Origin of the sequence: Flavobacterium glaciei, assembly GCF_003350545.1 — a bacterium.
GTDB lineage: Bacteria > Bacteroidota > Bacteroidia > Flavobacteriales > Flavobacteriaceae > Flavobacterium > Flavobacterium glaciei.
In genome coordinates this window covers 6,742-31,161 of the sequence record NZ_QQBA01000010.1, presented here as the reverse complement: position 1 = coordinate 31,161, position 24,420 = coordinate 6,742, and the positions used below count along the sequence as shown (strand labels likewise).

Annotated in this window: 15 protein-coding genes; 2 read left to right on the top strand and 13 right to left on the bottom strand. The window is 33.4% G+C overall.

Annotated elements, in window-relative coordinates; genetic code table 11:
- Positions 1-21 precede the first annotated feature (21 nt).
- Positions 22-522, bottom strand: coding sequence for a hypothetical protein (locus tag DFR66_RS09715; protein ID WP_114754651.1), 501 nt, complete (start codon positions 520-522; stop codon positions 22-24).
- Between the two features lie 11 nt (positions 523-533).
- Positions 534-1,298, bottom strand: coding sequence for an MBL fold metallo-hydrolase (locus DFR66_RS09710; RefSeq protein WP_114754650.1), 765 nt, complete (start codon positions 1,296-1,298; stop codon positions 534-536).
- A gap of 94 nt (positions 1,299-1,392) precedes the next feature.
- On the opposite strand from DFR66_RS09710, the gene DFR66_RS09705 reads away from it, so the two are divergent.
- Positions 1,393-2,853 (top strand): TonB-dependent receptor, encoded by a 1,461-nt coding sequence (locus DFR66_RS09705; protein WP_114754649.1) that lies wholly within the window; start codon positions 1,393-1,395, stop codon positions 2,851-2,853.
- Between the two features lie 128 nt (positions 2,854-2,981).
- On the opposite strand, the gene bcp is transcribed toward DFR66_RS09705, so the two are convergent.
- Positions 2,982-3,434, bottom strand: coding sequence for a thioredoxin-dependent thiol peroxidase (gene bcp / locus DFR66_RS09700; RefSeq protein WP_114754648.1), 453 nt, complete (start codon positions 3,432-3,434; stop codon positions 2,982-2,984).
- An 84-nt stretch (positions 3,435-3,518) separates the two neighbouring features.
- Here bcp and DFR66_RS09695 point away from each other — a divergent pair, with 84 nt between their 5' ends.
- Positions 3,519-4,172, top strand: a complete 654-nt coding sequence (locus DFR66_RS09695; protein ID WP_114754647.1) for an endonuclease III domain-containing protein — start codon at positions 3,519-3,521, stop codon at positions 4,170-4,172.
- A gap of 295 nt (positions 4,173-4,467) precedes the next feature.
- On the opposite strand, the gene DFR66_RS09690 is transcribed toward DFR66_RS09695, so the two are convergent.
- From DFR66_RS09690 to DFR66_RS09645, 10 genes are all read right to left on the bottom strand, one after another.
- The gene (locus DFR66_RS09690) at positions 4,468-5,052 is read right to left on the bottom strand and encodes an RNA polymerase sigma factor (protein ID WP_114754646.1); all 585 of its coding nucleotides are present in this window, start codon (positions 5,050-5,052) and stop codon (positions 4,468-4,470) included.
- Positions 5,053-5,387: 335 nt separating this feature from the next.
- Entirely contained in the window at positions 5,388-6,143 is a 756-nt protein-coding gene (locus tag DFR66_RS09685; RefSeq protein ID WP_114754645.1) for a glycoside hydrolase family 16 protein, read from the bottom strand.
- Positions 6,144-6,150: 7 nt separating this feature from the next.
- The gene (gene bglX / locus DFR66_RS09680; RefSeq protein ID WP_114754644.1) at positions 6,151-8,451 is read right to left on the bottom strand and encodes a beta-glucosidase BglX; all 2,301 of its coding nucleotides are present in this window, start codon (positions 8,449-8,451) and stop codon (positions 6,151-6,153) included.
- Between the two features lie 65 nt (positions 8,452-8,516).
- Positions 8,517-10,160 carry a family 16 glycosylhydrolase gene (locus DFR66_RS09675; protein ID WP_114754643.1) on the bottom strand — a complete coding sequence of 548 codons (1,644 nt, stop codon included), beginning with the start codon at positions 10,158-10,160 and terminating at the stop codon, positions 8,517-8,519.
- A gap of 90 nt (positions 10,161-10,250) precedes the next feature.
- A complete protein-coding gene (locus DFR66_RS09670) occupies positions 10,251-11,846 on the bottom strand; it encodes a hypothetical protein (RefSeq protein ID WP_114754642.1) in 1,596 nt (531 codons plus the stop codon).
- Between the two features lie 19 nt (positions 11,847-11,865).
- Complete coding sequence (locus DFR66_RS09665; protein ID WP_114754641.1) at positions 11,866-13,344, bottom strand: RagB/SusD family nutrient uptake outer membrane protein; 1,479 nt, start codon at positions 13,342-13,344, stop codon at positions 11,866-11,868.
- 11 nt (positions 13,345-13,355) lie between these two features.
- Positions 13,356-16,403, bottom strand: a complete 3,048-nt coding sequence (locus tag DFR66_RS09660) for a SusC/RagA family TonB-linked outer membrane protein (protein ID WP_114754640.1) — start codon at positions 16,401-16,403, stop codon at positions 13,356-13,358.
- Positions 16,404-16,640: 237 nt separating this feature from the next.
- A complete protein-coding gene (locus tag DFR66_RS09655; RefSeq protein WP_242008659.1) occupies positions 16,641-19,442 on the bottom strand; it encodes a helix-turn-helix and ligand-binding sensor domain-containing protein in 2,802 nt (933 codons plus the stop codon).
- Between the two features lie 314 nt (positions 19,443-19,756).
- A complete protein-coding gene (locus DFR66_RS09650) occupies positions 19,757-20,443 on the bottom strand; it encodes a glycoside hydrolase family 78 protein (RefSeq protein WP_114754639.1) in 687 nt (228 codons plus the stop codon).
- A 2-nt stretch (positions 20,444-20,445) separates the two neighbouring features.
- The coding region (locus DFR66_RS09645) for a T9SS type A sorting domain-containing protein (RefSeq protein WP_147277694.1) at positions 20,446-24,420 on the bottom strand (3,975 nt) is incomplete at its 5' end.

Genomic DNA, 24,420 nt, shown 5'->3' with positions numbered 1-24,420 from the left:
CTAAATACTGCGACTTATCATTTATTTCTGATGCAATAAGGATTGATTTACTTCAAAAGAAATACTTTCATCAGGATTAACAAAGTATTTCAACAATACTTCACCCCAAATTTCCCCATCACTATAATCTGCGATAATCCATCTGTGGTTTAGAATTTTTACTTTATTAATTATAAATTTATTAGCCCATATTTGGTCTTGACCAGTGTAAGGATTCCCCTTGGGATTGGAATTAAAATCTAATAATTTTTCAGTAACAAAAGGAATTAATTTCTCGAATTGAATTGTTTTTTGAGAACTTGCTGAATCAAAATAATTTTGCGCATTTTCATTTTTTTCCAAAGAAAAATAGTTGGCATCCGCTAACTGATTTGATACTAAAAGAAGACTATCTCTTAACTTTTTGGTGGTTTTCTCGTACCTGTTTTGTTCAAAGGCTACCTGTTTACTCAAAAACATATAAGTAAAAATTGAAGAAAGAACCGCTAAAATAGTAAGATAAAGAAGAAATGATTGTTTCATTTTGAATTAAATTATAATGTAATTTCTAAATTGTCGTAGGCTAAGAAAACATTAGGAGGAAGTTTTTTTTGTACCTCTTCATGAAATCCCATAATATGACTAATATGTGTCAAATAAGTAGTTTTTGGTTGCACCAAAGTTATAAAATCTAACGCTTCTTTCAAATTAAAATGCGTATTATGAGGCTCTTCTCGTAATGCATTTATAACTAATACTTTTAAGTTTTTTAATTTTTCGATTTCGCATTTATCAATAGTTTTCACATCTGTCAAATAAGCGAAATCATCTATTCGGTACCCAAAAACCTGAAGATTTCCGTGCATCACATTAATAGGAATTACCGATTTATTCCCAAGGTAAAATGGCTTATTATTGACAACTTCTATAGTTGCTACAGAAGGTGCACCAGGATATTTATTTACTGTTTCAAAAACGTATTCAAAACGTCTTTTCAAATTATCAATAACCCTTTGATGTGCATAAATTGGAATTTCTCCTTGTCTAAAATTAAATGGTCGAATATCGTCAATTCCAGATGTGTGGTCAGCATGTTCGTGGGTAAACAGGATTCCATCTACTTTTTGACAGTTTGAAGAAAGCATTTGTTGCCTAAAATCAGGTCCGCAGTCTATAACGAAAGAATGATTTTCCCAAGAAATCCAAACGGAAACTCTTAACCTTTTATCTTTAAAATCAGTGCTTTTACATACTGGATGATTACTTCCAATAACAGGAATTCCCTGAGATGTACCAGTTCCTAAAAAATATACCTTCAATTTTATAATTTTTATTTACAAAAATAGGGTTAATTATCTTTCATTAGAAACCTATTTCATTAACTTTGCAACATATTAGCCATATTAAAAGAAAATGGATACTGAAATAAAATTAAAAGGTGATAAAATCATCGAACAAATCCCTTCTATTAAAGATAAAGCGCTCCGTATCAATTTGAACGAAAATATTTATGGAACTTTTGCAGAAATTGGAGCTGGACAGGAAACTGTAAGACATTTTTTTAGATCAGGTGGTTCTTCTGGAACAATCGCAAAAGCAATGTCTGCTTATGATAAAGACTTTAGTGATGCCGTTTATGGTGTTGAAGAAGATGGCCGTTATGTTACTGAAAGCCGACTTAAAAAAATGCTTTCTCACGAAGTAAACCTAATAGAAAAAAGACTAAGCAGAGAAAAACATCCTAACAAAATGTTTTTTAGTTATGCCAACACCGTAGCAACTATTGATTTTGCAAAACAATTCAAAGGGCACGGATGGGTTGGAATTAGTTATCAAATTGAACCAGACGAGGATTATAACGAAATCATTCTTCACATTCGTTTTAAGGAAACTGATGTTCGTTTGCAACAAGAAACTTTAGGAATCCTTGGTGTAAATTTAATTTACGGTGCTTACTACAAATACAATGATCCTAAACGATTATTGCGCTATTTATACGACCATTTAGATAAAGATCAATTAGAAATAGATACTATAAATTTCTCAGGACCACGTTTTGCTGATGTAGACAATCGTTTGATGAGTTTACAATTAGTCAAAAACGGAATGACTGATGCAGTAATGTTTAATCCTGATGGAAAAAACATACTTCCTGCAGCCATATTATACAAGAAAAACATCCTTGCTTTTAGAGGAAGTTTTCGTCCCGTTACAAAAGTAAACATGGACATGTATGAGAAGTCATTGAAAATGTTCTTGAATGAGAATAAAGTTAATGCCCAAAATACACTGGTAGTTTTTGAAATTACACTCTCAAATTTACGCTCCGATGGTGAGATTGACGAAAGAGATTTCATGGATCGCGCTGAATTACTGTGTTCACTAGGACAGACAGTAATGATTTCAAACTTTCAAGAATATTATAAAGTAGTAGAGTATTTTGCAAATTATACTAAAGCTAGAATGGGATTAGCCATGGGTGTAAATAATTTAGTAGATATTTTTGATGAGAAATATTACCGTCATTTGAGCGGTGGAATTCTAGAAGCTTTTGGAAAATTATTTTATCGTGATATGAAAGTATTCCTTTATCCAATGATTGGAGAAAATGGTGAAATCATTACTTCCGAAAATTTGAAAGTACACCCAAGAATGAAAGAACTTTATAAATTCTTTAAATTCAACGGAAAAGTAGTTGATATTGATGATTATGACCCTACGATTTTAGAGGTTTTCTCCCGTGAAGTCTTGAATATGATCAATCATGGAAAACCAGGATGGGAACAAATGCTTCCTTCCGGTATTGCAGAAATCATCAAAGAACACAGACTTTTTGGATTTGATCCAAATAAAGTCTTGAACGAAAGCAACTAGAAAAGATAAAATTATAAAAAATAAGTCCAGATTTGAGATACTTTAAACCTCAACTCTGGACTTTATTAATTTTAGATAATTTGTTTTGCACTTTAATATCATTATTTGTAAGTGCAAAAACCTAAAATTTATTTTAGAATTTGAGCAGCATGAGCTTTAGTTTTTACATCAGCTATCACCTCATCAATGATTCCGTTTTCGTCTATTACAAATGTAGTTCTGTGAATTCCGTCATATTCTTTACCCATGAATTTTTTAGGCCCCCAAACACCAAAAGCCTGAATTACTGTTTTATCTTCATCAGCAAGTAATGGAAAAGGAAATTCATACTTGTCCTTAAATTTAGCTTGAGCCTTCGCTGAATCAGCACTTACGCCTATTAGTGCATAATTATTAGCTTCAAATCGTTCGAAATTATCTCTTAAATCACAAGCTTCAGCAGTGCATCCTGGCGTACTTGCTTTTGGATAAAAGAAAACGACTAGTTTTTTACCCTTATAATCAGATAATTGATGTGATTTTCCCTCTTGGTCAAGACCAGAAAATTCAGGGGCTTTATCTCCTTTTTTTAATGTTGTCATTAGTTATATTTTTTGTTTGAATTGAAATTGAATTTTGCTTTTGCAAATGAAATTGTTTTTCTTTACATCCAAATTTAATGAATAATGAATAAACAAGAACGTGTAACTTTTGTTATAAATACGTTAAAAGAACTTTATCCTACAATTCCAATTCCACTGGACCACAAAGATCCATATACTTTATTGATTGCGGTTTTACTTTCTGCACAATGCACCGATGTGCGAGTAAATCAAATTACACCTTTACTTTTTGCAAAAGCGGACAATCCTTATGATATGATTAAAATGTCTGTGGAGGAAATTAAGGAAATAATTCGTCCGTGCGGCTTATCGCCAATGAAATCAAAAGGAATTCATGGTTTATCTCATATTTTAATTGATAAACACGGTGGGGAAGTCCCGCAGAGTTTTGAATTTTTGGAAGAATTACCCGCTGTAGGTCATAAAACCGCAAGTGTCGTAATGTCTCAGGCTTTTGGAGTTCCAGCATTTCCTGTTGACACACACATTCACCGCTTGATGTACCGCTGGAATTTAACTAATGGAAAAAATGTCGTACAAACAGAGAAGGATGCCAAACGTATTTTTCCGAAAGAAATCTGGAATGATTTGCATCTTCAGATAATTTGGTACGGAAGAGAATATTCTCCAGCTCGCGGATGGGATTTAGAAAAAGATATTATTACTAAAACGATAGGAAGAAAAACTGTGATCGATGCGTATCAAAAAAATAAATAGGAGACAAAAAAACCACTGAATCAATTTAGAATCAGTGGTTTTTTTGTCATTACCGAATTGAAATAAAAAAATTAATCCTAATGTTAATTACATGAATTCTAATTCGATATAATTTCGAAACTTTTGTTATCTATCTTTATTATGCTTAACGCTTTGGAATAACTTAATAAAAAAGAAATTGTTTCTTTACTTGGTTTCCTATTTTTAGAAACTGATGTTTTTTTTGAGTAAATTTTTGCCATAGAGTGATATATATTTTTCTATATATAACAACGCAGCATTTTTAAACATATTGTTAGTTAGTCAAAACAATTTGATGTTTGTCAATCACTTTTCTCAAATTCATTAAAGCATAACGCATTCTCCCTAAAGCAGTATTGATACTCACTCCTGTTGATTCTGAAATTTCCTTGAAACTCATATCTTGATACATTCTCATGATCAAAACTTCTTTTTGATCCGCTGGAAGTCCTTCAATTAGCTTTTTTAAATCCATTTGGACTTGTTCTGAAATTATTTTATTTTCAATCGTCTGACAATCATCTGACATTATGGAAAAAATAGAGAATTCCTCGGTTTCTCTAAACATGGGCATTTTTTTTGTTTTCCTAAAATGATCTACAACCAGATTATGAGATATACGCATAACCCATGGCAAGAATTTACCCTCTTCGTTGTATGAATTCGATTTCAAAGTTTTAATTACTTTGATAAAAGTATCTTGAAAAATATCGTTAGTAATGTCTTTATCCGGAATTTTCGAATAAATAAAACCATAAATTTTTGATTCGTGCCTTTTTATTAATTTAGCTAAGGCATCCTCATTACCTGCGACATATTCCTTAACTAATGACGCATCAGGGAGTTGTATATTAACCATAATAATACTTTTTAGTTTTAAAAAAATAAGAGATATCTCTAAAAAGTAGTTTTTTATTATAGGCTATTGTTTATTTTATTTTGTTAAGACTTCAAATTTAACTAATTATTATTTTAAGATGCAAATAAAATTAATAAAATTTAACTATTCAAGGCTATAATTTGTTAAAAATTTTCTCCTTATTTAACATTTAATAACCAAATAGCATGCCGTTAAAATTAAAAAAATCTATATAACAAAGGATTCTAAAAAAAACTAAAACAAAGTCTAGTATTCAATTTTTTAGGATAGAATTAAACTTTATTTTAGTTTCTATTATTTATTCAAAAAGTAGGTTACTGATAGACTCTAATGTAATCTACGATAAAATCTTGAGGAAATATGGTGTCATCTACTTCTGGCCCACCAAAATTGCCTCCTATCGCCATATTGACAATAAAATAAAAAGGCTGGTTGTAAGGCCAGATTGCTTCTGTTTTATTTTCAGGCTGAAACGTGTACACTAAAGTATCGTCAACAAAAAAATCAATTTTGTCTTTTGTCCATTCCATTGCGTAAATATGAAAACCTTTCTCAATATCATCAAATCTAGTTTTCTTTGTATTGATAGTATTTCCATGGCTGTCTTGTGTATGCAAAGAAGTAAATACCATATTGGGTTCTTTGCCAACATATTCTAAAATATCGATTTCACCACATTTTGGCCAACCGACCTCATTGATATTTGAACCTAACATCCACAATGCAGGCCAAACTCCTTTTCCTACGGGCAACTTTGCTCTGGCTTCAAAACGACCGTATTGAAACTCTTTTTTGCCTTTAGTGGTAATACGTGTCGAAGTGTATTTATCACCCTCTTTTTTAGCCGTAACTACTAACTTATTTTTAGCAAGCTTATGATTTTGTTTCGTGTACAATTGTCGTTCGTTATTCCCCCAACCGCAATTAGGACAACCATTGCCAAGCTCAAAATTCCAACTGTTTTCGTTTAAAGTTTTACCGCTAAAATTTTCATCCCAAACCAATTTTCGTTTATTCTGTTGAGCAAAAGAAAAATTGACCACTAGCAATAGAACTACAATTTTTTTCATTTTTAGTTTAATTAGAATATTGAAAATCTCCCTCTAACTTCGTTACTGAACTTCCGCCGATAAATACTTTAAAATCGCCTGCTTCTGCTTCCCATTTCCTGTTTGCAGTGTAATATTCGATTAATTTTTCATCGATTATAAATACAATTTTTTTGGTTTGGTTAGGTTGTAATTCTATTATTTCAAATCCTTTCAACTCCTTAACCGGACGCGTAATGCTTCCTATCAAATCTCTAATGTACAATTGAACTACTTCTTTTCCAGCAACTTTTCCAGTATTTTTTAAAATTACTGAAACTTCAATTTTACCGTACTTAGCAAATGTTTTAGATGATAATTGCAAATCGGAATATTCGAATTTAGAGTAACTTAAACCGTGACCAAAAGGGTATAAAGGTGTGTTCTTTTCGTCAATATAATGAGACCAGAATACACTTTCAGGCTCGTTCATCGTTGGTCTCCCGGTATTTTTATAATTGTAATAAATAGGAACCTGACCTACATTTCTCGGGAAGGTCATTGGCAATTTTCCACTTGGGTTGTAATCACCGTATAATACTTGAGCAATTGCATTACCACTTTGCGTTCCTAAATGCCAACCCTCAACAATTGCAGGAATATTTTCATCAGCCCAAGGAATCGCTAATGGACGACCGTTATTTAAAACCAAAACAACATTTGGATTGACTTTGTAAATTGCTTCCAATAATTCTTGCTGAACACCTGGCAAACCAATTTCAGTTCTGCTTCTTCCCTCACCAGATTGCAATCCATGTTCGCCTAAAACCATAACAACGACGTCAGCTTGCTTTGCAACAGAAATAGCATCTGCAAATCCACTTTTATCCGTTGTATTAATTTTAGTTTCCCAAATGAATTGGGTTCTACCTTCGGTTACCTCAGCTCCTTTTGTATACGTAAGCTGATTACCAGTGTACTTTTGTAACCCCTCAAGAACCGAAACTGCCGAATTATCATCCGCAGCGATTCTCCAACTTCCCAACGGACTCGTTTTGTCATTTGCCAAAGCACCAATTAATGCGATTTTCTGCCCAGATTTTTTAAGAGGTAATAAATCCTTATCATTTTTCAAAAGTACAATCGATTTTTTAGCTACATCCAAAACTCCATCTTGAAATGCTGCTTTTCCTACGGTTGCCAATTCTCTACCTTCATCACAATATTTATATGGATCTTCGAATAAGCCCAATTCGAATTTTACTTTCAAAATACGTCTTGCTGCATCATTAATTACGCTTTCTTTGACTTTACCTTCTTTGACTAATGATACCAAATGCTCCACATAAGCACTAGATTCCATATCCATATCAGAACCTGCATTAATCGCAATTTCAGCAGCTTGTTTGCTGTCCTTAGCATAACCATGAGGAATCATTTCGTTGATAGAACCCCAATCTGAAACTACGAAACCATCAAATTTCCAATCTCTTTTTAAAATTTCTCTTTGCAAATAAGCATTTCCTGTCGCAGGAATACCATTCAATTCATTGAAAGAGTTCATAAACGTTCGTACACCTGCATCAACAACCGCTTTAAAAGGAGGGAAAATTGTATTTTGCAACACCGTTTCGCTGATATCAACCGTATTATAATCTCTTCCAGATTCTGCAAAACCATATCCTGCAAAATGTTTGGCGCAAGCTAAAATAGTATTTGTAGCGGCTAAATCATCACCTTGAAACCCTTGAACACGCGCAACAGCAATTTTGCTACCTAAAAATGTATCCTCACCGGCTCCTTCCATAACGCGTCCCCAACGAGCATCTCTGGAAATATCAACCATAGGAGCAAAAGTCCAGTTCAATCCCACAGCAGTGGCTTCTTCTGCCGCAATAGCAGCCGACTTTTTTATTGCTTCTAGATCCCAACTTGCTGCTTCAGCAAGCGGAATTGGACTAATGGTTTTATATCCGTGAATGACATCAAACCCAAAAAGTAACGGAATTCCCAGACGGGTTTGTTCTACTGCTATTTTTTGCAATGCTTTCACATCTTTAACACCTTTTACATTCAGCATTGAACCGACTAAACCTTTCTTGAGATCTTCGTATTTTTTTGCCGCATGACCTTCTTTTGGTGTTGGACCAGTAATATCCCAAAACCCGTTATATTGATTGAGTTGTCCTACCTTTTCTTCTAAAGTCATTAGTTGGAGAACTGAATCTACTTTAGTATCTAAAATACTTTCATTAGAGTAAGAAACAGGGGATTTTAAGATTTTATTACTGCATCCGGCAACTATTAAAGCTGCAATTGCGAATGATGCTAACAGTGATTTATTTCTCATCGATAAACTTTTTATATAATTAAAAGGCCGGTACAAAAACCGACCTTTATAAATCTTTACATGTTCTATTGATAAATCCTTACATAATCAATCTCCATTGAAGATTGTGAAAAAGTAGGGTCAATAGCTCCGCCAAAAGTCCCTCCCATTGCAACATTCAAAATCAAGAAAAAGTCACTATTGAAAGGCACCGAATTACTATTTGAAAAGGTATGAAATAGTTTATCATCTACATAAAACTGAATTGAAGTTGGACTCCAAATAGTTTTGTAAATATGGAATTCAGAAGCAACATTGGCAACTGTTGTTTTGGCTGTGTTTGGATTTCCACCAAAGTTACCTGGATAATGTAAGGAACCATGAATAACATTGGGATCATTCCCTCTGTGTTCCATAAAATCAATTTCACCACATTTAGGCCATGTATTTGTTTTATAATCTTGACCTAAAGACCAGATCGCAGGCCAAGTTCCGCCACCAACAGGCAATTTTGCTCTAACTTCAATTTTTCCATAGGTAAACTCATACTTATCTTCTGTTTTTAATCGAGCAGAAGTATATCCTGTTCCTGATTTCTTTGCAGTAATTTTTAGATTTCCGCCTTGAACAATTACATTATCCGCAGCACTTGTGTATGTTTGAGCTTCGGCATTACCCCAACCACCTGCACCAAGGTCATATCCCCATTTTGTAGGATCTGGTGCACCGTCGACATTAAACTCATCCGAGAATTTTAAAACGGTATAATCAGCTGTAGGAGTTGGTGTTACAGCTCCACCAGAAGGCGAAGTGGTAAAAATGTGGTACCATGCTAAAAATGGATTCCCAGACTGTATCGCTCTCACAACCATTCGATTATCTGTAATTGATAGGATTTCATATGAGCTAGCGCCAACAAAATATCCCATAAAACCTGCATCAGCAATATTTAGAACCGTACCTCTAGTTTGAGTTGCACTATCAGGATTTTTTGAAACAAATGAATCTGATTTACTCAAAGTTACCGTTTTAGCACCGCTAGTATTTAAGTCGTAACATGCATCATCTCCACCGCCTTTGAAAGCACCATTGTAATAGGTTTGACCTTTGTTATCCAATTCTAATTTCATTTGAGCTCCTACTAAAGAAAATGTCATCACACTATTATACATACATGTAGATGATTTTTCGTTTGCTTTAGCACCATAAAATGAAGGGTAATAATTTTGTTGTCCAAAAGTTGGGTCAGACCAAGCTACATTGGGACCAACACCTAAGTGCCCCTCCTCAGATTGCGCCCAATACCATTTTCTGGATGCACCACCTGTCAAGAATTGTACGGCTTGCTCATCTTTAAAATTACTAAAAACAGTTACTTCTAAAGTTATATTGGTAGAAATTCCTCCAGTACCAGAAGCAATAACGGTAACTGTGTACGTATTTGTACCTGGTGTTGCAAAGGTGTTTTCAAGAATCCCACTTGGAGAATTCTTTGAAGTTCCATCACTAAAAATGTATTTGTATGATATTGCATTATCTGCCGTGCTTACAAATTTTACTTTACCAGAACCGTCTCCATCTGGAAAAGCTGACGATTTACCTAAAATTTCAGCCGTAACCTTAAGGTTATTTGGCGAGTCTAATGCTCCAAAACCTAAAATGTCCTCCTGACAATTAACCATCAGAAGAAGGACTAAAACGGATACTATGTTTATTATTATTTTTTTCATTTTTATTATTTTTTAAAAAATGTAACTGTGATACTCGTTGTATACCAATTCATTTAAAATTCATAATTAGTTGCTACTATTTATCTTTTATTAATTATGAAAATAAACATTATCAATATAAACGGTGTTATTTCCGGAAGGAGCACCTACATAAATTAACTGAGCGATGTGTGCACGTGTGGTTAATCCTGTAAAAGAACTTAATGGAATATCTAAACTTACCCACGAACCTTTAGCAGGTGATGATATTGTTATTTCATGTTCTACGTCATCTCCACCGCCAAAATTTCCGTCTGCTCCAAAATCGACTAATTTTATTTTAAATTGAGTAAAATCAGATGACCAAACATCGGTATGAAAATGTGTCATTGCAGTTGCGTTTATAGGAGTTGTAGTAGCTTCGATACCAACAAAATTTAACGCACTGTATTTTTTAGTTGCATTTCCATCAATACTCAAATCTGTCAATGTAGCATTCGACCAAGAAGTTCTCCAGGTGTCTACTTGAACATTTGTATAGGCGTCGCTGAACATAGAAATCACTTTAGATGCCGCTTCAGTAGGTGTTGGCGCTGCCGTTATAGAACCGGCTTTATTATAAAAGAAAACGTTGTCAACATAAACGGTGGTATTTCCAGAGGGTGCTCCAACTAAAATTAATTGAGCAATATGAGAACGTGTTGTAAGCCCTGTAAAGCTACTTAATGGGAGATCTAAACTTATCCATTTTTCCTTTTCAGGATTTGAAATAGTAATTTCATGTTCTTTGTCATCTCCACCGGCAAAGGTACCATCAGCTCCAAAATCGACTAACTTAACTTTAAATTCATTTAAATCAGACGACCAAATATCAATATGAAAAAAGGTCATTGCAGAGGCATTGATTGGTTTAGTAGTTGCTTCGATACCTACAAAATTCAAAGCGCTGTATTTTTTAGTATTATTACCACTGATATCGATATCCTCTAGATTTGCCTGTGACCATGAAGTTCTCCATGTGTCTACAGGTACATTTGTATAACTATCACTAAACATCGAAATGACATTTTCAGCAGGGATCGTTGGAATTGGAGCAGCAAATAAATTAGTTAAAGTTACGCTTTGAGTTTTTTCCGTTGTAGCAACGCCACCACTCAATGCAACAACTTTTACTTGATAGGTTCCTGGATTTAAATACTTATGGGTAATTACTTCTCCTTCCATAAAATCTACTGGAACTTCATTAGCAACATCTCCAAAATAAACTTGAAAGAAAGTCTCTAATTCTGCTTTTGCAGTTACGTTAATTGAAAGATTGCTTCCAATAGTAATTGTAGGTTCAAAATTAGTTGGTGCTAAAAAAGAAACAGTTACTTCTTGAATGGTTTCTGTTTTTTTACCATTTACAGTTAAACCTATAATTTTTGCATTAAATTTACCCTCTTTATATTTGTGAGTAATCATCCCGCCTGGGCTCACAAAAACAGGAGCTGTGGTTGCATCACCAAAATAAATTTCGAATTGAGTCACACCTTCACCTTTAGGTAAAAAAGTGACATTCCCAGAGTTATCTTGTGTTATAGTAGTCAGAGCAGATATATTTGAAGGTGCATTTATAGCATCAAGATCTACGTCATTATTTTCGTCTGAACATCCTAAAAGGATAGTTAGCACAAAAAGACTCAGTATTAATTTTAAGTTTTTCATATTTAAATAATATTAGTTTTTAGTATCCAGGATTTTGCGTCCAATTTCCATTTGAGAATTGAATTTCCTCTATAGGAATTGGAAACAATTCATTTTTGTTAGCTTTAAATCCAGTAATTTCCAGAGCCGCTTTACTTGTACGAACTAAATCGAAAAAACGATGTCCTTCTCCTACTAATTCCACTCTTCTTTCAGCAAAAATAAAGTCAGTCAAAGCTGCGCCAGAAGAAGAAATATCATGATTCAAATCACCAAAAGCGCGTCTTCGAACTTGGTTTAAATATCCTCTTGCTTTAGCGTCGTCAATTCCACCTCGATTATAAGCCTCTGCCGCCATCAGAAGAACATCTGCATAACGGATGGACCTGTAATTATTAGGGTTAGTAAGGTTTAAGTCTCCTTGTGCCCCAGCGCTTCTTTTTCTTGGAATGTATTTTCTATTAAAATAACCAGTGTGTTCATATCCTTTTCCAAAAGTTGCTCCAGTAGATGTTGCCCAAGCTTCGATGTCCAATATTGCCACATCTTTTCTTTTGTCTCCTGCTTCAAATGCATTTACTACTTTCTGAGTTGGTACATTAAAACTAAAACCTGAGGTAAATAAACTACCTGAATAATTTCTTGGTCCATTAAAACCAACGGCTACATTTCCTTCACTACATTGTAGACATCCAAAACCGGCACCTTCAACATCTGTATATTGTACTTCGAAAACTGACTCTGAACCATTTTCACCTGCATTTTCAAACATAGTATTATAATCTGAAACCAATGAATAAGTAGATAATCCAATTAAAGTTTCGAAGGTAGTTGCTGCTTGTGTAAATTTATTTTGGTATAAATAAGCTTTACCCAATAATGCTAACGCCGCCCCTTTGGTAGCCCTCCCTTTTTGAGCTGCTGTTACAGATAAGTTTTGAGAGGCAAAGATTAAATCAGCCTCAATAGAAGCATAAACATCTGAAATAGAGGAACGCGGGATTATTTTTTCGTCACCGGAACTGAATCTTGCGTCCCCTTTTAATGGGATTCCACCAAACCATTTTACCAATTCAAAATGATAATAGGCTCTAAGAAAACGAGCTTCACCAATCACTTGATTTTTTTCTTTAAAATCAGTTTTGTCTTTAAATTCTAAAATATAATTAGCTCTTTGAACACCGGCGAACATCCAGTCCCACAAATTTTTTAGATTACTATTGACAGGAGTATGAATCATATCATCAATTTGCTGAAAACCTGGCGTATCGGATTGACTTTCGCCTCCAGCTAAAGTATTATCCGAAGCTATTTCGCCTAGTAATGCATTGAGATATGTGCTTTGCAACATATCATACGCTGCAATTAAAGCATTATCATAATCTGATTTTGAATTAAAATAATTCTCAGAATCAATCGAATATTCTATAGGTCGATCTACAAAATCATCAGTGCAAGAAATTGTTACTGTTGAGAAGATTGTTATCGATATAAGGGTAATAAAAAGATACTTTTTCATTTTAATATATATTAAAAATTAATGTTTAAACCTAGTAAATAGGTTCTTGGGATTGGATAAAAACCAAAGTCAATTCCTCCACCAATTGGAGCTCCACTAGATGCTCCTGGATCAAAACCTTTGTATTTTGTAAACGTGTACAAATTATTTACACCCGCATACAAACGTAGTTTTGTTATGCCCGCTTTCTCAGAAAATTTAGAATTTATGGAATAACCTAATTGCATGTTCTGGATTCTTAAATAAGAAGCGTCTTCAACAAAATAACTAGAAAAAGTAGAATTACCTGTAGCACTAGTAGTCACTCTTGGCGTAGTGTTAGTACTTCCCTCACCTGTCCATCTATCTAAAACATAATTGAGACGATTAACATCTGTAAGATTTCTTTCGTAATTTCTTACCATATCATTCCCTACAGAAGCAAAAGTGTAGACTGCAAAATCAAAGTCTTTATAATTCATTTGTAAATTGAAGCCCATTGTAGCATCAGGAATTGGATCTCCAATATTAGTTCTATCACTTGAATTGAGAATTCCATCTCCGTTTACATCTACAAAACGAAGGTCTCCGGGACTAGCATCAGCACCTAAAGATATTTGTGAAGGGTGCGCATCAACTTCTGCTTGATTTTGAAAAATACCATCTGATTTATATCCATAAAAGTAACCTATTGGCTTACCTACTTCCATTCTGGAAGGTGCTTGTTGACCTACACCAAAAGAACCTCCTTCGATATAACCTATTCCATTGTTTACAGCTAATACTTCGTTTTTAAGGAACGTAACATTATACCCAACACTCATCGAAAAATTATCCGAAAATTTATTTTTATAATCTATTGCAAACTCTAATCCTGAATTTCTTACAGTACCAGCATTGATTGTTGGTGAACCTGCACCAGGAGCTGCAGTTCCGTTAATTCCTGAAACAGGGATAAATGGGATTAATAAATCGGCCCTAGTATCTATAAAATAATCTGCAACGATAGAAACTTTATTTTGTATCAATTTTAGATCTAAACCAACATCAAATTTCCTAGCTTCTTCCCATTTCAAATTTGGATTTGGAATTTGTCCCGTAGCTAAGCCATTAACTAAAGCCCCATCAAAAACGTATGTCGCTTCACCGCTTAGTTGAGAAACATATCCATTATTAGGAATTTGGTCATTACCTAAAGTTCCATAACTTCCCCTCAACTTCATAAAGTTTATTATTTTGTCATCTCCAAAAAAGCCTTCGTCAGAAATTAACCAACCTGCTGTAAAAGATGGAAAATAACCCACTTTATTACCTGGTCCAAATTTTGTCGATGCATCACGTCGTATCATGGCAGAAAAAAGGTATTTTCCTTTGTAATCATATTGAGCTCTCGCAAAATATGAAAGTCTTCTTTCGTCATAATTATAAGAGCCATTTGTCAATACTTCGGCGATACCTCTTGTCAAACTTATATCAGCAAATTCCCATGAATTGTAAGGAACATCAAAACCAGTGGCAAATAATCCATTCCCAAACTGTTTAAAAATTGTATTTCCTACCGTTGTAACCAAATTATGGTCTTCTCCAATTTTCTTAGCATATGTCCCAAATAAATCAAAAGAATAATCATTATCATTAATTGCGCTTTGAGAAACAGAACTTCTAGGCACATCAAACACTTTTCCACCATAGTTAATTTCCTTAGAAAATGATTTAGATTCACTATTTGAGGTATTAAAACCAATAGAACTTGAAATAGTAAAATCATTAAAAAGTTTATAATCCAATCCAAAATTACCATTAACTTTCTTAAAGTTATAATCATTATAGGTATTAGCTATTTGAGCTAACGGGTTTATAATTTCTATACCTAACCCAGTGTTTGATGGTATTAAGGTAAAATCACCATTAACATCATAAGGATTTAAGGTTGCCGGCGTATTCAAAGCGTTAAATAAAACAGAACCCAAACCACTTTCGTTTAATGATTTCCTATTAAAATACGTATAGATAACATTAGTTTTTAATTTTAATTTATCAGAAACATCAGCGCTCAAAGAAACTCTAGCTGTATTTCTTAAAAATCCAGATTTGTCTTTGCCTATAATTCCCTCCTGGTCCAAATGAGAACCACTTATCGAATAAGTAATTTTATCAGATCCACCAGAAAACGAGATATCATGGTTAATGATTGGTACGCTAGTGCTAAAAACTTCATTTTGCCAGTTTGTTCCTTTGCCTAAACCAGAAACATTAGGAAAAGGAATAGGGTTACCGCCATTAGCATAACTTTCGTTCAATAATAAAGCATATTCTGTCGCATTCAACATTGGTAATGTTCTTGATGTTTCTTGAAAACCAGTATACGTGTTGTAATTGATTCTTGCTTTAGAATTTTTTTTACCCATTTTTGTAGTAATCAGTATTACACCATTGGCACCCGCAGAACCGTAAATCGCAGCTTGAGCATCTTTAAGAACTGTGATAGTGTCAACATCATTTGGATTAAGCAATCCAAGTTCTCCAATATAACCATCAATAATGGTTAATGGTCTGTTATCCCCATTAGTAGCAATACCACGAATACGAATGTCTAATGCTGCACCCGGAGCACCCGAAGTTGTTGTAACATTCACTCCAGAAACTGTACCTTGCAAAGCTTGTTCGATTTTAACTGGCTTTAAAGCTTCCAAGGTTTTACTATCTACAACCGATACTGCACCTGTTACTTCTCGCTTTTTTTGACTTCCATAACCAATTACTACAACTTCATCCAATAGTTTAGAATCTTCTTGTAATGTAATAGAAAGGGCACTGTTATTTGATATCACTTTATATTCTAAATTTTTATATCCTAAATATGAAAATATCAAAGTTGCGCCAGAGGTAACATTTTTTAAAGAAAAGCGACCATTCATATCTGTCGCAGTCCCAATAGTTGAATTTTTAACTTGAACATTAACTCCTGGAATAGGTAAACCAGAACCGGTTTCTTTAACAACTCCTCCTACATCATATCCTTGGGCGAAACCAAAAGAGGATATAAAGAGAAATAAGATTAGTAGATAGTTTGACTTCATAATTTGTTTTTTTTGTGAATTATAAAATTAATCTGAAGAACTAATAATAAATTAAAAAGAACCTCAACAAAAAACATACAATGCAAAAAAAACACTTATTTAGTTCATAATATTTAAAAAGGGTTGAAAATTAAGAAGAAATCAACAAAAAAGTAACTTTATCCAGAACTAAAAAACTGCAACAAGAACGCTATTGTTGTGGTAATGTATAGTTATATTTGTGAAATTTAGTGAAAACTATACAGATAAAATATACTCTACAAGTCCTTGTTCATGTGACAATTCCATTTTCTTGCGCAATCGATATCTTTTTATCTCAACGCTTCTTACAGAAATATTTAATAAAGGTGCCACTTCTTTAGAAGAAAGATTTAATCTTAAGTAAGCGCATAATCTCAAATCGTTTGATGTTAAAGATGGATGTGCTATTTTAATCTTTTTCAAAAAGTCTTTATCAGCATTATCAAAAGCTTCTTTAAAAACACTCCAGCTATCGCCTTCATTTATATTTTTATTAATCGTAGAGATGACTGATTTTATACTCCTATTACCATCATCTGAAGTTTTCTTTAAATCTTCTTTGATAAAAGCAAGCAACTCATTTTTACTGTTCAAACTCATCGTAGAAACAGCTAACTCTCTATTTTTAGTATCTACATCTTGAGAAAGTTGTTCGTTTCTAATGCGCATTAATTCTTGTTTATTTTCAAGCTCTTTAATCTCTAACAACAAATTATTTTCTTCTATAAGCTTCTCTTTTTGATTTTGATAGTAATTATTATTCCTTTTGTGAATAAATCGAGCCATCACAATTAGAAAAATGAAATAGGCCAAAAGAGCAATATTGGTTAAATACCATGGCTTTTTAACGGTAAAAGTATAAATTGCTATATTCTTTAAGGTAGAATTAGCAAATTTTGATCTAACCTTAAAAGTATATTCACCAGGAGCTAAATTTTTAAAATTTACAGTTGATTTCGCACTCCATTCGCTCCAATCCTCTTGAAATCCTTCTAATAAATATTGAAATTCAGCATTGATATATTTATTAAATTCAGGAACCGTATAATTTATAGTTATATTATTTTCATCATAATTAAAACTACCTTCTTCCAAAATAGAACGATTTTCAAAATTTTCATTTAGCTTATTTGTTGTAATTGCTGATATTGAAACATTATGGTTTTTAAAACTTAAATCATTAAGATTCAAAACATAATATCCATCAGTAGTACCTATCAAATAATTAGAATTGGAAATTTGAGTAATATTTTCGTAGCCTAACATAGAATTTGTCAATGAGGCTGGAATAGGAATTACATTCTGTTTCAGTTGATTATTTAATTTACTTAATGAGAAGTAATGGATGTAATTTTTTGAAAACAACCATATTTTATTGGAGTTATCCACTATCAATTTTCCTGAAGTATACTCATCTTTTTCAAAAACAGAACTTAATAATTTATCCTTATTAAATTGTTTTGTTTTCTCATTCAATTCAAAAATACCTTCTTTATTTGCATAGTAAATTATGTTGTTGAACTTCGTTAAACTTGCATTTTTACCTTTTTCGGGTGTTACATAAGTCACAAAAGGTTTTGTTTTAGATAGTTTTCCATCTAATTCTAACCTGTAAACTCCTTTATATTCATGACTTACATACACATTCAATGTATTAGTGATTTCAAAATATTTAGAAGAATAATCAAACCCTGCTATTTTATTTCTAAAAATCCACTGATTATTTGTTTTTTCCAAAACTGAAATTCCATAGTAATTCCCTTGAAATAAAAGTCCTTTTTGATTAGGTACTGTTTCAAATTTCCAAGTTCCAGAAGCAGAAAATATATTTTTTGCGACAGTATTTTCAATCACATATGTTCCCGAATCATGACCGCAAAAAAGTGTTCCATCATGCTCAAACAAAGACCAAACCTGCCCTTTAGTTCCATTTATAAATTTGAATTCATCATTAGTCAAATAGTTTTTATAAAACAAACCTTGATTAGTTCCTACATATAAGTTACCATTATAAAGTTTTGAAGTATACACGGTTCCTAAAATTCCTGTGTCATCTACAAAATTTTGAATGGGCGATTGCAAATTAATACAATTGATGCCGTTGTCTAATCCTACCCAAAGATTCTTATCGGCATCTTCATATAAAGACAAAGCTGTATTATTACTCAATCCTTTGTTTTGATTGATGTGATACTTAATTTTCCCATTATTGTTTAGGATAAAAATCCCATTAGAGACTGTTCCCAAGGCAAAACTTCCATCTAATAGCAATTGACTACTGTACACGCTACTAGATGCTAATTCCGAATCTACTTCGGTAGAAAACTTAGTCAAAACAGTTCCTATAAGTTTATAAAATCCATTCAACTGAGTCTGGATTAAAAGGCCTTCATCAATAGCAAAAACATTGACAATTTTATTGGTTTGTAAAATTGGATTATTAGAAACCAATAGTCCTTTTCCGCTTTCAATTTCAAAAAGCCCTTCATTAATTGTTTGAAAGTAAATCGCATTTTTCGTTCGGAAAGATTTAGTGATATTATTTTGGGGGGCAATAATTTTGAAACCTCCCGTTTTAGTATCATAAATATATATTCTGTTCAGGGACTGAAAAATTACCCATTGATCATAATTTAAAATATTCCAAAATTGTTCGTCGTCAAGTATCTTATTTTTTAATGTTTTGCTAAGCGACGTATATTTTAGTTTTCCATTTGCTTGTCGGGTCCAAAAACCAAATTCCATATAACAACCCGTAAAAATTTTATTCCCAATCACTTTTACAGAGCGAACAATGGTTTCATTTGGCGATGGATATAATTCCCAATTGGATCCATTGAATTCTAATAATCCCTCATTATTTGCAAAGAAAATATAGTGATTTTGATCCTGCGAAATCATCCAGTTTTGATTTCCTGCCCCATATATAGTTGAGGCATATTTTACAATTGGAGGCAACTCCTGCGAAAGAGCACTTACACACACTAAAAATAATAGAAAGAAATTTTTTGTTTTCAAAAAAGAGATAATTAAATTGAATAAAGAATAATGCACCTAGTATTCTAAAAAAATAAATTTTATGGCATTGAAAGATATAAAATAAAAATAAAAAAACTAAAAAAAAATTGTTTTATTAAGTTACCTATGTCCTCTAAAAAAAGCAGTAATCAACTCAATAGTTTGATATATCCCCTCACCTCCACTACAAATAACTCCCCTACTAGAGCGCCTTACGATTTATTCGAATAAAATCGAGTCCAACATACCTACAAAAAAAACGCCTCTGGTTAAGAGGCGTTTTATCAACAGTAAAATAAATTTTTTAAAACAAACTAATTGGTTCTAAATCTCCAAGTTTGACCTATGGTCGTCCCTCCTTTGTCATCCTTTACGACAACTTTCCAAAAATATTCTTTAGCACCTGTTATGACCACATCAAGTGTTGAATTAGTTAAATCATCACCTATTTTATTAACCGGTGGATTAGTAGTCCCAAAATACACGTCATAAACAAGCTTATCTTTAACATCAACATCTGAAGCTGTCCATCTGAGCTGCAATGCTGTAGGATTCACCAAAGCGTTTAATTCAGGAGCAACCAGATCGGGTAAAAAAGGTAAATAATTAATTACCCCAACTCCCGAAGTGTAAAAACTAAAAATAGAAGAATAGTTACTTGACAAACCTTTACTATCTATTGATTTTACTCTCCAATAATAAGCAGTAGCTTTTTCCAAAGTAAAATTTTGATACGTAGCGCTACTCCCGCCAGACATTACAATATTCGCAAAATCTTTGTCTTTTGCAATTTGAATTTGATAAACCACAGCATCATTATTAGCATCAGTTGAAGCGTTCCATTCAAAGCTGACCGAATTATTGATACATAATTTATTGTTTACAGGAGAAGCCAAAGTTGGAATTGTTGGCGCTACATTAGCTGTCTCTGGAGGCGCATCTCCATTATCACAAGAAATAATCAAGACACTAATAATGGCTAAATATACATTTTTTTTCATGGTTATTTTTTAATAATTTTTAAATATGAAGGGGTTTCCAAATACACTTTTGCAATATAAATCCCATCCATTTGTCCTTCAAGACTCAAACTAATATTTCCATTTTGTAAAGGATATGTTTTACTTGAAATAAGAACTGAATTAAGAGAATATAAATCTACAACAATCTCTTTTTTATTGGTTGGTATCGCAATTTCAAAACTTCCAGAAGTTGGGTTTGGGAATACAGCAGATGAAGACAAAATTCCTTCAATTTTTTTAATAAATGTACCTTCACACTTTTTGGCTGTTGTTACTTCTATAATACTATCGTTGTTTACATCCAGAGTGAACATCGAGAAAGGAGTTTCAAACTGTTCGACATTATCCAAATACACTTTAAAAGGAGCTGTACCTTCCGTCATCAAAACCGTGATCTTATTATAAGACAACTTGGATGTTTTACCACTAATAGTTGAACCTTTTGCTATTACTGCTACAAAGCTTTGTGACGTAGCTTCTCCTTTAACTGATATTGAAATAGTATACGTTCCAGCAGGTAAGTCAAATACTCTTAAATTATTGGTTGTAAACTCATAACTTTTATTGTTCACAACAGCAACATAAACATTCGTTTCAGAAGCATTAATTAAAATTTCTCCGTTATTTTCCCCCAAACAGGTTTCACCAATTGTTTTAATAGTAAAATTATTTGATTTCAATTCACGAACAACATCTATACTAATTGTAGTAGTACTTGTTCCTGAACTATTTGTACCTGTTACAGTAAATGTTGCCGCTGAACTCAATGCTGTTGGGGTACCGCTAATAGTTGCTGTTGTAGTATCAAATTTTAATCCTATTGGCAAACTTGGACTAATGCTATACCCACTCGCTGGTACTAATCCTCCACTATTAATGATCGCTAATGGGTAAATTGCTTTTCCTATTAAATATGTCTGACTCGCTACACCGTAGCTTAATGCAGGTAAAAAAGCCTCTTCGACCATTTTAACATCATCAAAATAATAGATTTTTTCAGTTCCTTTTGTACCGAATCCAAAGAAAATAGTAGCTTTATCATAAGTATACGCTAAATTTATAGCGGCAGTTCCCGAAACCGGTTTTGCAAAATCAAACTCAACTGTTTCCCAGCCCTTTGAGGTAGTAACTGTACTTTCTGTTTCTACTGTACGGTTTTTATCTGCATGATCCTCCACTTTTAATCGAACGATAGTTCCTGCATCCGGGGACCAAATACGAACACTCATTTTAGTAACACTAGTTGAAAAAGGAATTGGATTTTTAAATCCTAAACCAGCGGCAGCAGAAATAGTTATTCCAGCCCAAGTTTCAGACACAGCAGGTTTCACCACTTTGGCTACTTTGTTCGTGGCCGAAGTTGGATCAACTACAATAGAGGAGCCTTCTGTACCACCGAAACCAAGTATTGAATAATCAACCTTTGAATCATCAAAAGTAACTGGTAAATCCATTTGAGCTAGAGCAGTAGAAGCATCTTTCCAAAAGTAGAAATTATCCAAAAACACATTAGAGCCTTGTTTTTCAGAAGTTAACTTCATTTGAAACACTTTAGACAAATCAACGCCAGGCATTGTAGTAGAATTTAAATCCAAATCAAAACTATTCCATCCTGTTTTTGTAGGTGTGAATTTGAGTGCTGCTTCTACACTTCCACCAGGAGTTTGCTGAACCAATGCAAGACTAACTGATTTAGCATCATTAAACCATAAATCAATATGAACTTTATTCATATCCGATAAATTGAAAACTTCTCCATCAGGAAGTGTAATACCTTGATAAGTAAAGTCTTTTAACAATCTTGCATTATCCCCTGCAACAATAACAACTTCTTCAACAACAGTAGATTGTCCCCAACATTGACACCAATTTCCTGCTTTGTAAACTGCATAAACATCACTAAAAATAGATTTCACATCTGTTGCATTACGTAAAGGAGGTTTAGAAGCTGCAACAGTAGGATTCTCTACTGGAGGAGCAACATAATCTGGCTCGAATAATTTTTTGGCTGAAAATTTAATATCGTCAAAATACAAAACTACATCTGAGCTTCTAACTGGATCTGTATCTGATCTGAAATCTGGAAAAACAACAAATTTGTTAATCATTGTTGCATCACCACTCTTAATAAATGAAGATATATCAAAAGTCATTAACTCCCATTCATTAATTTTTGTATTATTTTTTTTGATTTCAAAAGTTGTACCGTTGAACTTGGTAGCCATTTTAATTCCAACTGGACTAATTACCGACTTGTAAACCATCATAGTAACAGTAGTAGATGTTGCATCTAGTTCCCATGTCCCAATAGATCCACTAGCTGTTTCACATCCAGCCCATCGTTGTCCTGAAGGAACAGCTGTAAATCTACCTACTTTGTCTGAAATATTTATTCCTGTTTTTGAAGGATTATTTGCAAATTCAAATCCAGTTTGCCCCGGATTTTCAAATGAATTCCAAATACCAATTAGACTATCCGTCTCAAAAGAAACCAAATAATTAGTAGATGGTACAAGAGGAATCGAAGCTTGTTTAACATCATCAAAATAGTAAGTAGAATTGGCACTTCCATCTCCTACGGTTCCAAAATCAAATATGAAAACCATAAAATCGGCAGTATTATTAGTACCTACATTTGTAAAATCAAATGTTAATTCTTCCCAAGTATTTGCAGTAGTAACCCCTGTGGATTCTTTTTCAAAATTTCCAGCGGTACCCTCAAATTTTAATAAAAGTTTTTTACCCGCAACTGGAGACCAAACTTTTACTTTAAACAATTTGTTTGCTGTAAAGTCTACTGGAGCAGCCATTTTAATTTTGCTACCTGCCCACATTGCTCCAGCACCTTTTACCATTTTGGCAACATTGGCACTTGTATTTATACCATTACTTTGAGGATTAGCAACTTTAGTGGTTACACCTCCATCAAAATCAACAAAAGTATAATTCGGTGCTTCAAAATCTAAAGGAAGAGTTGCTCCTGTAACTGGAGCTGAACCCGCTAATTGAGTAATCTCATCAAAATAATAAGTCGAGTTTACACTTCCATCTCCAGTAGTTCCCAAATCAAATATGAAAACCATATCTGAAGCCGTATTATTTGTACTAACATTCGTAAAATCAAATGTTAGTTCTTCCCAGGTATTGGCAGCAGTTACTCCAACTGACTCTTTTTCAAAATTACCATTTGAACCTTCAAATTTCAATAATAGCTTTTTACCAGCAAATGGAGACCAAACTTTTATTTTAAATATTTTCTTAGTTGAAAAATCAACTGGTGAAGCCATTTTAAGTTTACTTCCTGCCCATTGTGCTCCAGCTCCTTTTACCATTTTGGCAACTGTTGCTGTAGTGTTAATACCTGTTTTGCTTGGATTAGCAACTGTACTAGCAGCACCTCCGTCAAAATCAACAAAAGCAAACGTTCCTGATTCAAAATCTAAAGGTAACGTTGGCCCTGCAACCACTGGCGGTGTACTTCCTGGTTGCGTGATTTCGTCAAAATAATAAGTCGAATTTGCACTTCCATCACCTACAGTTCCCAAATCAAATATGAAAACCATAAAATCATTCAAGTTATTTACTCCAGCAACTCCTGTATAATCAAAAGTTAACTCTTCCCAAGAATTAGCAACTGTAGTAGCTACTTCTTTTTCGAATGCTGCGCCAGCTCCTTCAAATTTTAATAATAGTTTTTTACCAGCAACTGGTGACCAAACTTTTAATTTGATTACCTTCTTTGTCGAAAAATCAACTGGTGAAGCCATTTTAAGTTTACTTCCTGCCCATTGTGCTCCAGCTCCTTTTACCATTTTGGCAACTGTTGCTGTAGTGTTAATACCTGTTTTGCTTGGATTAGCAACTGTACTAGCAGCACCTCCGTCAAAATCAACAAAAGCAAACGTTCCTGATTCAAAATCTAAAGGTAACGTTGGCCCTGCAACCACTGGCGGTGG

Excerpts from the sequence above, each read along its gene's own strand:
- DFR66_RS09715 (WP_114754651.1), bottom strand. The coding sequence starts at position 522 with ATGAAACAATCATTTCTTCTTTATCTTACTATTTTAGCGGTTCTTTCT.
- DFR66_RS09705 (WP_114754649.1), top strand. The coding sequence starts at position 1,393 with ATGGATACTGAAATAAAATTAAAAGGTGATAAAATCATCGAACAAATC.
- bcp (WP_114754648.1), bottom strand. The coding sequence starts at position 3,434 with ATGACAACATTAAAAAAAGGAGATAAAGCCCCTGAATTTTCTGGTCTT.
- DFR66_RS09695 (WP_114754647.1), top strand. The coding sequence starts at position 3,519 with ATGAATAAACAAGAACGTGTAACTTTTGTTATAAATACGTTAAAAGAA.
- DFR66_RS09690 (WP_114754646.1), bottom strand. The coding sequence starts at position 5,052 with ATGGTTAATATACAACTCCCTGATGCGTCATTAGTTAAGGAATATGTC.
- DFR66_RS09685 (WP_114754645.1), bottom strand. The coding sequence starts at position 6,143 with ATGAAAAAAATTGTAGTTCTATTGCTAGTGGTCAATTTTTCTTTTGCT.
- bglX (WP_114754644.1), bottom strand. The coding sequence starts at position 8,451 with ATGAGAAATAAATCACTGTTAGCATCATTCGCAATTGCAGCTTTAATA.
- DFR66_RS09675 (WP_114754643.1), bottom strand. The coding sequence starts at position 10,160 with ATGAAAAAAATAATAATAAACATAGTATCCGTTTTAGTCCTTCTTCTG.
- DFR66_RS09670 (WP_114754642.1), bottom strand. The coding sequence starts at position 11,846 with ATGAAAAACTTAAAATTAATACTGAGTCTTTTTGTGCTAACTATCCTT.
- DFR66_RS09665 (WP_114754641.1), bottom strand. The coding sequence starts at position 13,344 with ATGAAAAAGTATCTTTTTATTACCCTTATATCGATAACAATCTTCTCA.
- DFR66_RS09660 (WP_114754640.1), bottom strand. The coding sequence starts at position 16,403 with ATGAAGTCAAACTATCTACTAATCTTATTTCTCTTTATATCCTCTTTT.
- DFR66_RS09650 (WP_114754639.1), bottom strand. The coding sequence starts at position 20,443 with ATGAAAAAAAATGTATATTTAGCCATTATTAGTGTCTTGATTATTTCT.